We start from the raw sequence: 14,427 nt of genomic DNA, 5'->3' as shown, positions 1-14,427 counted from the left end.
CCGCCGCCATGCGCCTCACTTCGATCAAGCTGGTCGGCTTCAAGTCCTTCGTCGACCCGGTGACGGTGCCCTTCGATGGCAACATGACCGCCATCGTCGGGCCCAACGGCTGTGGCAAGTCCAACGTTATCGATGCGGTGCGCTGGGTAATGGGCGAATCCTCGGCCAAGACCCTGCGCGGCGAGTCGATGACCGACGTCATCTTCAACGGCTCCACCGGCCGCAAGCCGGTGGGCCAGGCCTCCATCGAGCTGCTGTTCGACAACCGCGATGGCGGCATGGGGGGCATGTACGCCCAGTACGCCGAGATCGCCGTCAAGCGAGTGGTGACCCGCGACGCCCAGTCGAGCTACTTCTTCAACGGCCAGAAGTGCCGGCGCCGCGATATCGCCGACCTGTTCATGGGCACTGGCCTGGGGCCGCGCTCCTACGCCATCATCGGCCAGGGCATGATCTCGCGGCTGATCGAGGCGCGCCCCGACGATCTGCGCGCCACCCTCGAAGAAGCCGCCGGCATCTCCAAGTACAAGGAGCGGCGCCGCGAAACCGAGAATCGCATGCGCCGCACCCAGGAGAACCTGGAGCGCCTCGAGGACATACGCGACGAGCTCGACAAGCAGCTCGAACGCCTCAAGCGCCAAGCCGAGGCGGCCAAGCGTTACCAGACCCTCAAGCAGCAGGAGCATCGCCTCAAGGGCGAGCTGGCGCTGCTGCGCGCGCGCGCCCTGCGTGCCGAGCAGGGTGAGCAGGAATCCCGCGTACGAGACCTGGAGACCGCGGTGGAGCGCGAGCTGCTCGGTGCTCGCCAGTGCGAGTCGCGCCTCGAGGAAGCGCGCCTCGAGCACGACGGCCTAAGTGAGCGCCTGGAGGCCTGCCAGGCGCGCTTCTATGAGACGACTGCAGCCATTGCCCGCCTCGAGCAGCAGCTCGAACACGCCCGCTCCCGGGATCAGCAGCTGGCCCGCGATCTGGAGAGCGCCCGTCATGAGCTCGCCGAGCTCGACCGGCTCGGCGAGGCCGACACCCTGCGCCTGGCCGAGCTCGACGAACAGCTCGCGGCCCTCGGCCCGGATCAGGAGGCGGTCGCCGAGCAGCTCGAAGAGCTCGAGGCGGCCCTTGAGGAGGCCGAACAGCGCCAGCAGCAGGCCAATGAGCGCTGGGAAGCCTTCAACGACGGCCACCGTGACGCCAGCCGCGACGCCGAGCGCGCTCAGGAGCGCATCACCGGCCTCGAGCGCGGCCTCGAATCGCTGGATCGGGAGCGTCAGCGCCGCCAGCAGCAGCGTGCCGAACTGCCCGACGCCGGCGAGCTGCGTGAACAGCGTGAGCTGCTTGCCGAACGCCTTGCCGAGCTGGATCTCGAACAGCAGGCGCTGGCCGAGCAGCGCGACACCCAGCTGGCACGCCGCGACGCGGCCCGTCAGCGCCTAGAGCAGGACGAAACACAGCGCGAGACGCTGCGCCAGCAGCGCAGCCAGCGCCAGGGCGAAATGGCCTCGCTGGATGCGCTGATCGAGGCGGCACTGGTCGATAGCGATGCGGCACTCACCCAGCACCTCGATGACCACGGCCTGGGCGAGGCGCCGCAGCTCGGCGAACGGCTCGAGGTGACCCCCGGCTGGGAGGATGCGGTGTCCTGGGTGCTGTCGCCCTGGCTCACTGCGCGGCTGGTCGACCTGCCCGCTGCCATGCCGGCGCTCGACGGCCTGGATGGCGGCGAACTGGCACTGCTCGAGGCCGGCGATGACGCGCCGCAGCCCGACCCGGCCAGCCTCGCCGCGCGGGTCTCCGGCGCCGGTGCCTGCCAGCGACTGCTCGCCAACATCTACACGGTGGAGACCTCCGAGGAGGCCAGCAAGCGGCGTGCCGACCTGGCGCCTGGCGAGAGCCTGATTACCCGCGACGGGCTGTGGCTCGGCCGTGACTGGGCACGTCGCCGCGCAGGCCATCAGCACGCCGACAGCCTGCTCGTCAACCGCCGACGGCGCGACGAAATCACTACCGTGCTAGAGAGCCTCAACGACCAGCTCACCGAGCTCGATGCCGGCGTGGAAGCCACCCGCGAGGCCAGCCGTGAGGCCGAGGCGGCGCTGGAGGCGTGCCGCCAGCCCGAGGCCGAGCTGCAGCGCCGCCGCCAGCAGCTGGCGCTCGAGGAGGCCAATCTCACTACCCGCCTCGACCACCTCGACGGCCGCAGCCGCGAACTCGACGCCGAACTTGCCGACCTGGCGGAGCGCCGCGAGGCGCGTCTGCTGGAGCTGGAGGAGGCCCGTGAAACCTGGCAGCAGGCCATGACACGCCTGGAAGCCAGCGGTGCCACACGCGAGCAGCTCGAGCGCGAGCGACGCGACGCCAGCGAGGCGCTGCAGGCGCTGCGGGTGCGCCAGCGTCCGCTGAGCGAGCGCCGTCAGCAGCTGGCGCTCGATCTGCAGCGGCTGACCACCGAGCGCGCCGGTCTGGTGCAGCAGCGCGGACGCAGTGAGGAGAGCCGCGCCCGGCTGGAAGAAAAGTGCGCCGAGCTCAGTGCCAGCCGTGAGGCCTTGCATGAACCCGAGGATATCGAACGCGAGCGCCTCGAGACGCTATTTGAGCAGCGTGAGCACCATGAGCAAGCGCTCAACGCCTGTCGCGATCAGGCCGCCGAGCTCAGCGAGCGACTGCGCAAGGACGAGCTCGAACGTCAGACCCATGAGCGCAACCTGGAAGGCGTGCGCGAGCGTCTTCAGGAGGCGCGACTGCAGGTCCAGGCGCTCAAGCTCAAGGCCGATGCCCAGGACGAGCAGCTCGGCGAACTGGGACACGATGTTGCGGCGCTGACCGACCAGCTCGATCCCGAAGCCACCGAATCGGCCTGGCAGGCGCATCTGGAAAGCCTCGCCGAGAAGATCCGGCGGCTGGGGGCGATCAACCTGGCGGCCATCGAAGAGTACGACCAGCAGGCCGAGCGGCGTGACTATCTGGAGGCCCAGCAGGCCGAGCTCAGCGAGGCGCTGGAGACCCTGGATCGGGCGATTCGCAAGATCGATCAGGAGACACGCACTCGCTTCAAGCAGACCTTTGACCGGGTCGATGCCGGTTTACAGACGCTTTTTCCCAAGGTCTTCGGCGGCGGTACCGCGTGGTTGACGCTCACCGGCGAGGATTTGCTGGAGACCGGGGTGGCGATCATGGCCAGACCGCCGGGCAAGAAGAACAGCACCATTCATTTGCTGTCGGGGGGAGAAAAAGCCCTGACCGCGTTGTCATTGGTATTTGCCATCTTCCAACTCAATCCGGCACCCTTCTGCATGCTTGATGAAGTCGATGCGCCACTCGATGATGCCAATGTCGGGCGTTATGCAGCGCTGGTAAAAGAGATGTCAGAGACCGTACAGTTCATATATATCACCCACAACAAGATTGCCATGGAGTCCGCTGAACGCTTGATGGGGGTGACCATGCAGGAGCCGGGTGTATCGCGGCTGGTTTCCGTGGGGGTCGAGGAAGCCGCGGAGCTGGCAGAAGCCTGAACCGCTTGCACCACAACAGCAAACGCGTTAACAAGGAAGAAACATGATGAAGGTCAAGGATAGACGCAGGGCATTTGCATTAGGCGCCACCCCTTGGCGATTTATCATTCGCCAAGTGTGATAGACAAGCTTGACATTCAAAAAAAGTGGCCCTTTTTTTGATAATCGCGCTATGCTGGTGACGAACAACTTATCAGGCATGGCGCCTTAGCAAACAGGCAAGATGACCCATGGAACTAAGAGAGTGGCTGATCATCCTGGGGCTGGCCCTGGTGACCATCATCGTCGTAGACGGTGTCCGTCGCCTGCAGCGTCAGCGTCGCGTGCCCAGACTGGACCAGGTCGATACACGACCCAATGGCGCCAATCGGGTAGACATGGACCTCGACGACGAAGCCAAGGCGGCCGAGATCAATTGGGAGCTGCCTAATGGCGGTGCCCGGGTGGTTCGCCCTGCAGCATCGGAGCAGGTAGCGCCCAAACCCAAGCTGAAGCGCCAGGAGCATCCTGGCGCTTCACGCGTGCTGTCCGAGTGGCGAGAGAAGTCGCGGGATGCGGGCAGCTCGCCCGAGCCCGGCAGCAACTCTCCTGCGGCGGCGACGGCTCCTCCACAGGCAGCGGCGCCTATGGCCGCTGCTCCCGAGCAGGCGGCTTCTACTGAGCAGGCCGCCGAGTCGCGCAGCCCGGATGAGGCGCTTCGCGCTGAGCCGCCACCCGCCGCCGAGCCCCGGACGAGCAAGCCTCGCGCTGAGCAAGCCGCGTCGGAGGTGCCGCCCGAGCCTGCCAGCCGCGAAGCCGGCAATATCTCCGCACAGGCCGAGACACCCCCTTCAGAGGAGCCGACGCGTACCGAGCCTACGCTGTCGGCGCTGGATGCCGATGAGGCGCCACAGGCCACCAGCGAGCCGCTGGCCGCCGATCCCGACGACCACGATGAACACCACGACGCCGAACGCTATCGGCTGGTCGACCTCGAGGGCATGACCGACTCCTTCAAGGAGCGCTCGACCCAGGTTGGCGCCTCGATGCAGCGTTTCGGCTCGTCGATGAAGCAGAGCCTCGCCGCGCGCAAGGAGCAGCGCAAGAAGGACAAGCTCGAAAAAGCGCGGCTCAAGGCCGAGAAGCAGGCCCGTGAGGCCAGCCGCCGCAAGCAGGCCGAAGCCGAGAAAGCCGCCAAGCTGGCCGCCGAGCGTGAGCAGGAAGCCGCCCGTCAGGCCGAGCGCCGCGAGCAGCAGGCGCGCGACGCCCAGGCGATCAGCGCCCAGGACCAGGACGATCCGCTGTTCGCGCCGAGTCGCTTGCATCATGTCGACAGCCGCTACGCCGAACCGAGTTTCGACGAAGCCGCCGCCAGGGTGCAGCGTCCGGTGGACGACTCAGCCTATGAGTCGCGTCCTGCCGCCGAGCGTGAGCCGCAGGTCGCCTCGCATCCCGTGGTAGAGAAGGCGCTGCGTCACGACATCAACGTCGAGCACGCCCGCGATACCTTGAGCCACGCCGAAGAGGTCATCGTCATCAGCGTCATGTCGCGCGATGAGGAGGGCTTCAGCGGCTCCGCACTGCTCGACCTGATGCTGGCCTGTGGTCTGCGCTACAGCAGTGAGATGGGCATCTTCAATCGCTTCGAGACCGAAGACAGCGAGAGCGAACTGCAGTTCTCGATGGTCAACGTGGTCAAGCCGGGTACCTTCCCGCTGGATGCCATGGACGAGTTCCGCACGCCTGGGGTAACGCTGCTGATGCCGCTGCCCGGCGCGCTGGACAGCGCTGCCGCCTTCGAGGCCATGGTCGAGACCGCCATGGTCATCGTGCGTCATCTCGGTGGCGAGCTGAAGGACGAGAACCGCAGCGTGATGACCGCGCAAACCGTCGAGTTTGCCCGTCAGCGGGTCCAGGAGTTCGAGCGCCGCCACCGCCTGCATCGCTACCAGGCCAACTAGCGCCCAGGGATGGGTTTACAGCGCCTCCTCGCAGGCCTGTCGACGGATCAGTCCGAGCAGCGTTATTAACAGTGATAGGCCTGCCAACAACCCCCGGTAACTCCCACCGGGGGTTGTTGCTTTGGTAAGCTAGGCGGCACTGATTTGGCCTCGCGCTTCGAGGCCCTCGCTCTGCACCGAGACCCCTGATTCAATGACCCAGCCCGATCCCAAGATTCTCGACGAGATCACGCGCCTGCGCACTGAGCTCGACGATGCCAACTATCGCTACTATGTCCTCGACGACCCGGCCATCAGCGATGCCGACTACGATCGCAAGCTGCGCCGCCTGCAGACCCTCGAGGAGCAGTACCCTGATCAGGTGACCTCCGATTCGCCGACCCAGCGGGTGGGCGCGGCCCCCGCCGACGGCTTCCCCGAGATCGAGCACGCCGTGCCCATGCTATCGCTGGGCAACGCCTTCGACGACGACGAGCTGCGCGCCTTCGTCAAACGCCTCGGCGACCGCCTCGAGCGCGACGGCGAGCAGCTGACCTTCTGCTGCGAACCCAAGCTCGACGGCGCCGCGGTGTCGCTGGTCTACGAGCGCGGTGAGCTGGCCTTCGGCGCCACCCGCGGCGATGGCCGCACCGGCGAGGGCATCACCTCCAACCTCAAGACCCTCAAGTCGATCCCCCTGAAGCTGCGCGGCGAGGCGTGGCCCGAGCTGCTCGAGGTACGCGGCGAAGTCACCATGCGCCACGCCGACTTCGAGGCCATGAACGACAAGGCCCGCGAAGAGGGCGGCAAAGTCTTCGCCAACCCACGCAACGCCGCCGCCGGCAGTTTGCGCCAGCTCGACCCGGCGATCACCCGCACCCGGCCGCTGGAGTTTACCGCCTACCAGGTAGCGCGGATCGAACCGGACCTGGGCGATGCCACCCACAGCGCGCTGATGGCGCGTCTCGGCACTCTCGGTTTCCGCACCAGCCGCGAACTGACCACCGTCACCGGCAGCCAGGGGCTGATCGACTACTGCCGCTGGCTGGGCGAGCAGCGCGATGCGCTGGGCTACGATATCGACGGCGTGGTGATCAAGGTCGACGACCTGCGCCTGCAGCGCGAGCTGGGCTTCGTCGCCCGTGCGCCGCGCTGGGCGGTGGCCTACAAGTTTCCCGCCCAGGAGCAGACCACGCGGCTCAACGACGTCGAATTCCAGGTCGGCCGCACCGGAGCGATCACCCCGGTGGCGCGCCTCGAGCCGGTCAGCGTCGCCGGGGTCACGGTCTCCAATGCCACCCTGCACAACGCCGATGAGATCGCTCGGCTGGGCGTGATGATCGGCGACACCGTGAGCATTCGCCGCGCCGGCGACGTGATCCCCCAGGTGGTGCGGGTGCTTGAGGAGCAGCGCCCGGCGGATGCCCGGGAGATCGTGTTTCCCGAGCGCTGCCCGGTATGCGACTCGGCCATCGAGCGGGTCGAGGGCGAGGTGGCGGCACGCTGCAGCGGCGGGCTCTACTGCGCCGCCCAGCGCAAGGAGGCGCTCAAGCACTTCGCCTCGCGGCGTGCGCTGGATATCGACGGCCTGGGCGAGAAGCTGATCGACCAGCTGATCGAGCGCGACTGGGTCAAGACCCCCGCCGAGCTGTTCCGCCTCGACGCCGAACGCCTCGCCGAGCTGCCGCGCATGGCGCAGAAGTCGTCGGAGAATTTGGTGGCGGCACTGGAGAAGGCCAAGCAGACCACGCTGCCGCGCTTCATCTATGCGCTGGGAATCCGCGAAGTAGGCGAGGCCACCGCCGGCAACCTGGCCAGCCACTTCGGTACCCTGCAGGCATTGATGGCCGCCGAGCAGGACGACCTCGAGGCAGTGGACGACGTGGGCCCCATCGTCGCCGCCCATGTCCACGGTTTCTTCCAGGAGCCGCACAACCGCGAGATCATCGACGACCTGCTCGGCTGCGGGCTCACCTGGGAGGAGCAGGAGGTCGTTGCGCGCCCCCAGTTGCTGGCTGGCGAGACCTGGGTGCTCACCGGCACCCTGGAGAGCCTGACCCGCGACGAGGGCAAGGCGCGGCTCCAGGCGCTGGGTGCCAAGGTTGCCGGCAGCGTCTCCAAGAAGACCGCCTGCGTGGTGGCCGGCCCCGGTGCCGGCAGCAAGTTGGCCAAGGCCGAGGAGCTGGGGGTAACGGTGATCGACGAGGCCGAATTCCTGACCCGGCTGGCGCGCTGGGAGGCCGGCGACAGTGATCCCACAGACCAGGAGAGTGCGCCATGAGCGGACGTTTCGTGGAAGTGCCCCACGGCATGCTCCCCGCAGAGACCCTCGACGCCCTGCTCGAGGCCTTCGTCACCCGCCAGGGCTATGACACCACCGACACCTCCGGTGACGGCATGCGCGGCTGGACGGCCCAGCTCAAGCGGCAGCTGGAGCAGGGCGAACTGCTGATTGCCCACGACCTGCAGACCGAGACCACCGAGGTAATGACGCTGGCCCAGTGGCGGAGCTTCGGGCGTGATCTAGCCGACGACGAAGAAGGCTGAGCGGCTGAGCAGCGGCCAGAAAAAAACAGGCCCCGCCTTGCGGCAGGGCCTGAAGCAGGCGGGGGGGGGGCAAACCACGCCTAGTTGAATAGCAGCGGCAGGCCCAGGCCCGAAATCAGCAGAATCAGCGCGCCACCCAGCCGCGACGAGATCTGGGCGAAGGGCATCAGGCGCATGCGCCGCGCCGCGGAGAGCACCGCCACGTCACCGGTGCCGCCCATATTGGCCATGCACAGCCCGGCGGTGATCGCCGACTCGATGGGGTAGAAGCCGACCAGCTTGCCCAGCAGCCCGGCGCCCAGGGCTGCGCCGGCGACCACGGCAAAGACGATCATCACGTAGGCGGGGGTCAGCGCCTCGATCACGGTGCCCAGGTCGGTATAGGCCACGCCGATGCCGAACAGCAGTGCGAAGGTCCAGTTGCGCGCCACGAAGCCGTACCACTGGGTGGCCGCATCGGCCAGCGACTGGGGCACCAGGCCGAGGATCTTGAACAGTGCCACGACGATGATCATCAGCGCATAAGGGTGCAGCGGGATCAGGTCGGCGAGCACCTGGCCGCCGATGTAAAAGCCCAGGGCGACCATCACACCGATGCCCATGGTGGCCAGGCTCAGTGACTGCTGGCGCTCTTCGATCTTGACCCCCGGCATGATCTGGCCATCGCCGGAGAGCGACGGATAACGATCGCCAAGCTTGGCCAGCAGGCTGGCGAAGACGATGGCGAAGACGTTGCCCAGCGCCAGCGCCGGCACCAGCAGCGAGATGTAGTAACTGGCCGGCTGGCCGAGCATCTGCTCGTAGATCTGGCTCATCGGTACCGCGCCGGCGCCCATGCCGCCGCCGAGGATCGGCAGGGTAATCACCAGCACCGCATCGGCGATGGTGAAGCCGACCAGAGTGCCGATCAGGCCCGCCAAAAGCGCGGCCCCTAGCACGGCGCCGATGATTGGCACGAAGTAGCGCGTGCCGATCTTGACCAGCGAGTTGGAATCCATGCCCAGGATGCTGCCGGTGATCAGCGCGGCGATATAGAAGTTGAGGAAGTCGCCGCCCTGCATGAAGGTGGTAATGTTCTCGCCCACGGCCTCCGGCAGCACCGGGAAGTACATCAAGGTGGCGGCGCCGAAGATCGCCAGGATGGCGCCGCCGCCGAGGTAGCTGCGCACGATGGGCAGGCGGTCGCCGACGAAGCCGAGCAGCTCGCCGAACACCATCATCACCAGCAGGCCGCCAATCATCCCGGCGGGCAGGTTGTCGGTATAGATCGCGGTCACCAGCACGGCGGTCAGCAAGCCGAAGGCCGTCAATGGCATGCCGGCGATGCGTGGCAGGCTGTGCCGGGGATTGACGAACTCGGTCGTCGCGTCGTTGGCGTGGCTCATGCGTCTCCTCCTGCGCGGGATAACGGATAGGTGGTGAGCGAGCATAAGCCGGCTGCCCCGTCAGCCAAGTTTTGCAAAGTTAACAAAGTGTTTTGACACTATTGAAAGCGGGCGGGGGATCGACGGCACAGCCCCCCGCGGCTGAAAATGCCACCAAGGTCGAACCCCCGCGATTCACGGGGCCGCAACAGGAGAGCGTGATCCTCGTGTCGAATCCATCCCCGTCGCTGCGCCGGCTGCCGCTCAACCTGTGGATATCGCTGCTCGCGGTGGCGATGGTTGCGGTGACCCTGGGCTTGGCGCTGTGGTTGTTCATGGCCCAGCAGCGCAGCGCCCTGGAGCAGGCCCATGCCACCCGGGTCATGGACCTGGCCGAGGTGGTGGCCGCCAAGGCCAAGGTGCGCGACGCGCTGCAGCGGCCAGGGCGCTCCGATGCGGCGCTCCAGGAGGAGATCGACGGACTGCGGCGCGCGCTGGGGGTGGACTTCATCGTGGTCATGGACCGCCAGGCGCGGCGCCTCACCCACCCCGAACCGGCCAGGATCGACGCGCCCTTCCAGGGCGGCGACGAAGGCCCGGCGCTGGCCGGCGAGCGCTACGCCTCCCGCGCCGAGGGCACGCTGGGAACCAGCATTCGTGGCTTCGCGCCGGTGCGTGGCGCCGAACAGGAGGTGGTCGGCGCGGTGGCCGTGGGCATTACCCTGGCGGCGCTGCTGCCGACCCTGGAAGAGCACCGGCGGCGGATCCTGCTGGCGGTGCTGGCGTTGGTGGTGGCGGCCGGCGTGGCCGCGGGGGGCCTGGCGCGCTACCTCAAACGCACCCTGCTGGGGCTCGAGCCGCATCAGATCGCACGCCTGGTCGAGGAGCGCCAGGCGCTGCTGTCATCGGTGCATGAGGGGATCCTGGCGGTGGACCCGCAAGGGCGCATCACCCTGGCCAATGCGGCGGCGGCGCAGCTGCTCCAGCGAGCCGGGCTGGCCGCGCCGCAGCCGGGCACCGCCCTGGCCGACTACCTGCCACCCGGGGCGCTGCAGGAGGTGCTGGCCACCGGCCAGCCAGAGCTGGATCGCGAGGTCGCCCTGAATGGCCAGGCGTTGATCGTCAATCGGCTACCTATCTATCATCGCCAGCAGCTGATCGGCGCCGTGGCGACCCTGCGTGACAAGGGCGAGGTGGACCGCCTGGCCGAGCAGCTGACCGGTGTGCGCCGCTACGCCGAGGCGCTGCGCGCCTCGACCCATGAGGTCAAGAACACCCTGCACGTGATTACCGGGCTGGCCCAGCTGGGCGACCTCGAGGCACTGCGCCGCTACCTGCGTGAACTCGCCTCCGGCCCGCTGGTGGCGCCGCTGCCCGATGAGCGGCTGCGCGATCCGGTACTGGCCGGCTTCCTGCTCGGCAAGCGCAGTGAAGCCCAGGAGCGCGGTATCCACCTGCTTATCGAGGTCGACGGCGAGATCCCGGTGTTGCACGACCCGGCGCTGAGCCACAGCCTGGTCACGGTGATCGGCAACCTGCTCGAGAACGCCTTCGAGGCGCTGGTCGACGCCGAGCAGCCTGAGGTCTCGCTGCTGCTGGCGGTAGACGAGGAGGTACTGACCATCGAAGTGCAGGATAACGGGCCGGGCATCGCCCCGGCGCTGCTCGCACGGGTCGTTGGCCGCGGGGTCTCGACCAAGGGCGAGGCGCGCGGGCTCGGCCTGGCGCTGGTCAAGGCGCGTCTCGAAGCCCACGGCGGCACGCTGTCGCTGTATAGCCATCCCGGCCAGGGCACCCTGGCCGAAGCCAGCCTAGCGCTGCAGGAGCCATTGGCATGAGCGACCCTATCCGCGTGCTGATCGTCGAGGACGACCCGATGGTCATGCGCCTCAACCTCGAGTACCTCAACCGGCTGGACGATGTCACCCTGGCGGCGCAGTGTCTCGACGTGCCTACCGCCCTGGAGGTGCTCGAACAGCAGCCGGTGGACCTGCTGCTGCTGGATGTCTACCTGCGCGAGCGCAGTGGGCTGGAGATCGTCCGCCAGCTGCAGCGCCAGGGGCGCGATGTCGACGTGATCCTGATCACCGCCGCCTCCGAGCTCGAGACGGTGCGCAGCGCGCGTCAGCTGGGCGTGCGCGACTTCCTGATCAAACCCTTCGAATTCGAGCGTTTCCGCGACGCGGTGAGCGCCTGTATCGCCAATCGCCGTTCGCTGCAGCAGCTCCCGGCACAGGTCGAGCAGCGCGATCTCGACCGCCTGTTCCAGGCCACGCCCGCGCCGGCGCCGCGCCGCCCGGATGGCCTGCCCAAGGGGTTGACCGCGCCAACCCTGGCACAGGTCGCCCAGGCGATTCTGCGTCTCGGCGACGCCACCTTCGCCACCGATGAGCTGGCCCCGCTGACCGGCATGTCGCGGGTCTCGCTGCGCAAATACCTCAAGCACCTGACCGAGAGGGAGGTGCTCGAGGAGTCGTTTCACTATGGCCAGGTGGGGCGCCCGGCGTTCAGCTATCGCTGCCGCGATCCCCAGGTGCTGCGGGAACTCAGCGGGGAGTGAGACGGATCAGGTCGCGGATCAGCCGCCGCCCCGGGTGGAGCTGGTCGGCCAGATCAATTGGCAGCGGCAGCGGTTCGTCGCAGATCCTCGAGGCGATCAGCTCGGCGCACAGCGGCGCGCTGGCCAGCCCCCGCGAGCCGTGGGCGGCGCTGATCCACAGTCCGGGGTGGTGGGTGCCGGGCGTGTCAGGAATGCGCTTGGCGTCCTTGGTCAGGGCCGCGTAGTCGTGGCGCCAGGCCGCGGCGTCGGGAACCGGCCCGGCGTAGGGGAGCTTGTCGGGGCTGGCCGCCCGCACCGCGGCGCGCCCGTCCATGCGCGCCGGGTCGAGCTCGGCGCCGGCCGTACGCAGCGCCTCGACGAAGCCGGGCAGGGTACGCGCCAGCTCGGCCAGGTTGGTGGTGTGGTCCGCCTCGCGCATCTCGTCGCCCTCGTCATGGGGTGCGAAGCTGGCGCCGAAGGTCAGCACGCCCTCCTGGGGCGGCGGCACATAGCCGCCGGCGCAGATCACCCGGCGCGGTACCGGCATCCCTTCGGGAAGGCTGACCTGGCTGACCTGGCCGCGGATCGCCTGCAGCGGCAGCTCGGCGGTCTGGTCGAAGCGGTTGGCCAGCTGGGCGGTGGCGATCACCACCTGGTCGGCGACGAGGTCGGTCCCGTCGGCCAGCGTCAGGCGCCAGCCCTCTCCCGCAGGCGTCAAGCGCATCACCTCGCCACGCTGAAAGGCCACCCCGGGGCTGGCGGCAAGCCGCTGGCAGAGCGCCTGGGGCCGCACCCAGCCGGCGCCTGGGTAGTCGAGGGCGCGTGCGGCGCTGAACGCCTGGGGCGGCAGGCCGCTGCGCTCGGCCAGGGTGGTGGCGTCGATGCCCTCGACCACGCTGCCGGGAAGCGCATGTTGGGCCAAGAAGCGTGCCTGGCGCTCGGCCTCGCGGCTATCGTTGGCCAGCTGCAGCACCCCGCTCTGCTGCCACAGCGCGCCCTCCGGGTCGAGCGTCTCGAGCCAGCGGCGGCTGTGCAGCAGCCCGGCCAGGTAGACCCGGCTATGCGCGTTGGGCGCCACCGCCAGCTTGATATACAGCGCCCCCTGGGCGTTGCCCGAGGCGCCGGCGCCGGGTGCCTCGCGGTCGAGCAGCGTGACTCTCAGGCCGCGCCGGGCCAGGGCGTGGGCCACGCTGGCGCCGGCCAACCCGGCGCCGATCACCGCGACGTGGCGTGCCGGACGCGGCGCCGGCGGGGTAAACCAGGGTGTCGTGCGGCGCGCGTCTTCGTCGGCGGCTGTCGCGATCTCGCCGGCCAGCATCTCGCGCTTGCGGCCGAAGCCCGGCACCTTGCGCCAGGCGAAGCCGGCCGCCTTGAGTCCGCGCTTGACCACCCCGGCGCAGGTAAAGGTGGCGAAGGTGGCGCCGTCTCGGCTCTTGCGCGACATCGCCTCGAACAGCGCCGGCTGCCACATCTGTGGATTCTTCGACGGCGCGAAGCCGTCCAGGAACCAGGCGTCGACGCGGCCGTCGAGGGCCGCCAGGCATTCGGCGCTGTCGCCGAAGTGCAGGTCCAGCGTCACCCGCTCGTCGAGCCACAGGCGGTGCACGCCGGCCACCGGCTCGGGCCACTGGTCGACCAGCCTGGCGGCTGCCTCGGCCAGCTCGGGCCAGGCAGCCAGCGCGCGGGCGAGGTCGGCGCGGGCCAGCGGGTACTTCTCGGTGGAGACCAGATGCAGACGCGCGTCAGGGGAGGCATGGCGGGTAAAACAGGCCCAGGCGCAGAGTACATTGAGCCCGGTGCCAAACCCGGTCTCGCCGATCACGAAGGGGCGTGGCTCGCACCACTCGCGAAAGCGCCGGGGCAGATCGTTCCCCTCGACGAACACGTGCTCGGTTTCGGCGCGGCCGTCCTGGCGCGAGAAGTAGACGTCGCCGAAGGCCAGCGAATGGGGCGTCTCCAGGTCACCGTCGTCGCGCTGCCAGTCGAGGCGGGCGGTTTCCAAGGCAGCGAGGCTATCGCGAGGGCGGTCGGTCACCGGCGGACTCCGATCGGTGGAGAGTGGTTAAAAAGTGAGCAATCTTCGCCGGGCGGCATCTCATGGCGCCTGCCAAAAGGCGTCCGCGGGCTACTAACAGGGTTTTCCACAGACGGTGTGTATAGTCCGGCTGTGGAAAACCTAAGGCTTGTCAGCCTAACGTGGTGTTAAGGAAGGACTTTCTTGAACGGCTTGACCGTGACCTTGGCGTAGACCCCGGCGATCACGAAGGGGTCGGCGTCGGCCCAGGATTGGGCGGCGCTCAGGTCGTCGAATTCGGCCACCACCAGGCTACCGCTGAATCCGGCGTCGCCGGGGTTGTCGCTGTCCACCGCCGGGTGCGGGCCGGCGAGGATCAGGCGGCCCTCGTCGCGCAGCTTCTCGAGGCGGGCAAGATGGTCGGGGCGAGCCGCCATACGCCGCTCGAGGCTGTTCTTCACGTCTTCACTGATGATCGCATAGAGCATCTCAGGGCTTCCTTGAGTAGTGATTGACCCCCTGGCGCGCGGCGCGC

The 14,427-nt window shown here is 68.3% G+C and carries 9 protein-coding genes; 6 read left to right on the top strand and 3 right to left on the bottom strand.

All coding sequences use genetic code 11. The annotated features are described in order from the left end of the window. The first annotated feature begins 8 nt into the window (after nt 1-8). The 4 genes from smc (at nt 9) to BLT16_RS12345 (ending at nt 7,975) form a co-directional block, all read left to right on the top strand. On the top strand, nt 9-3,509 hold the full coding sequence (gene smc / locus BLT16_RS12360) for a chromosome segregation protein SMC (RefSeq protein WP_089658826.1): 3,501 nt from the start codon (nt 9-11) through the stop codon (nt 3,507-3,509). A 230-nt stretch (nt 3,510-3,739) separates the two neighbouring features. Then, nucleotides 3,740-5,449 carry a cell division protein ZipA gene (zipA, locus tag BLT16_RS12355; protein WP_089658825.1) on the top strand — a complete coding sequence of 570 codons (1,710 nt, stop codon included), beginning with the start codon at nt 3,740-3,742 and terminating at the stop codon, nt 5,447-5,449. 193 nt (nt 5,450-5,642) lie between these two features. Next, nucleotides 5,643-7,709 (top strand): NAD-dependent DNA ligase LigA, encoded by a 2,067-nt coding sequence (ligA, locus tag BLT16_RS12350; protein WP_089658824.1) that lies wholly within the window; start codon nt 5,643-5,645, stop codon nt 7,707-7,709. Continuing rightward, on the top strand, nt 7,706-7,975 hold the full coding sequence (locus BLT16_RS12345; protein ID WP_089658823.1) for a YheU family protein: 270 nt from the start codon (nt 7,706-7,708) through the stop codon (nt 7,973-7,975). The genes ligA and BLT16_RS12345 overlap by 4 nt, the downstream gene beginning before the upstream one ends. 80 nt (nt 7,976-8,055) lie before the next feature. Here BLT16_RS12345 and BLT16_RS12340 read toward each other — a convergent pair whose 3' ends face one another. Next, on the bottom strand, nt 8,056-9,360 hold the full coding sequence (locus BLT16_RS12340) for a 2-hydroxycarboxylate transporter family protein (protein ID WP_089658822.1): 1,305 nt from the start codon (nt 9,358-9,360) through the stop codon (nt 8,056-8,058). A gap of 206 nt (nt 9,361-9,566) precedes the next feature. Between BLT16_RS12340 and BLT16_RS12335 the strand changes: the two genes are divergently transcribed. Together BLT16_RS12335 and BLT16_RS12330 are read left to right on the top strand one after the other, a co-directional pair. Then, entirely contained in the window at nt 9,567-11,177 is a 1,611-nt protein-coding gene (locus BLT16_RS12335; RefSeq protein WP_245701640.1) for an ATP-binding protein, read from the top strand. After that, nucleotides 11,174-11,899 carry a response regulator gene (locus BLT16_RS12330; protein WP_089658821.1) on the top strand — a complete coding sequence of 242 codons (726 nt, stop codon included), beginning with the start codon at nt 11,174-11,176 and terminating at the stop codon, nt 11,897-11,899. Before BLT16_RS12335 ends, BLT16_RS12330 begins: the two co-directional genes overlap by 4 nt. Here BLT16_RS12330 and mnmC read toward each other — a convergent pair. Together mnmC and BLT16_RS12320 are read right to left on the bottom strand one after the other, a co-directional pair. After that, nucleotides 11,886-13,913: a bifunctional tRNA (5-methylaminomethyl-2-thiouridine)(34)-methyltransferase MnmC2/FAD-dependent 5-carboxymethylaminomethyl-2-thiouridine(34) oxidoreductase MnmC1 gene (mnmC, locus tag BLT16_RS12325; RefSeq protein WP_089658820.1), complete on the bottom strand. Its 2,028-nt coding sequence runs from the start codon at nt 13,911-13,913 to the stop codon at nt 11,886-11,888. The two genes, BLT16_RS12330 and mnmC, sit on opposite strands and share 14 nt — an antisense overlap. A gap of 167 nt (nt 13,914-14,080) precedes the next feature. Further along, complete coding sequence (locus tag BLT16_RS12320; protein ID WP_089658819.1) at nt 14,081-14,380, bottom strand: YciI family protein; 300 nt, start codon at nt 14,378-14,380, stop codon at nt 14,081-14,083. Nucleotides 14,381-14,427 lie beyond the last annotated feature (47 nt).

Origin of the sequence: Franzmannia pantelleriensis, assembly GCF_900102875.1 — a bacterium.
Classification (GTDB): Bacteria; Pseudomonadota; Gammaproteobacteria; order Pseudomonadales; family Halomonadaceae; genus Franzmannia; species Franzmannia pantelleriensis.
The sequence above is the reverse complement of the archived record's forward strand: the minus strand, read 5'-3'. Positions and strand labels throughout refer to the sequence as shown.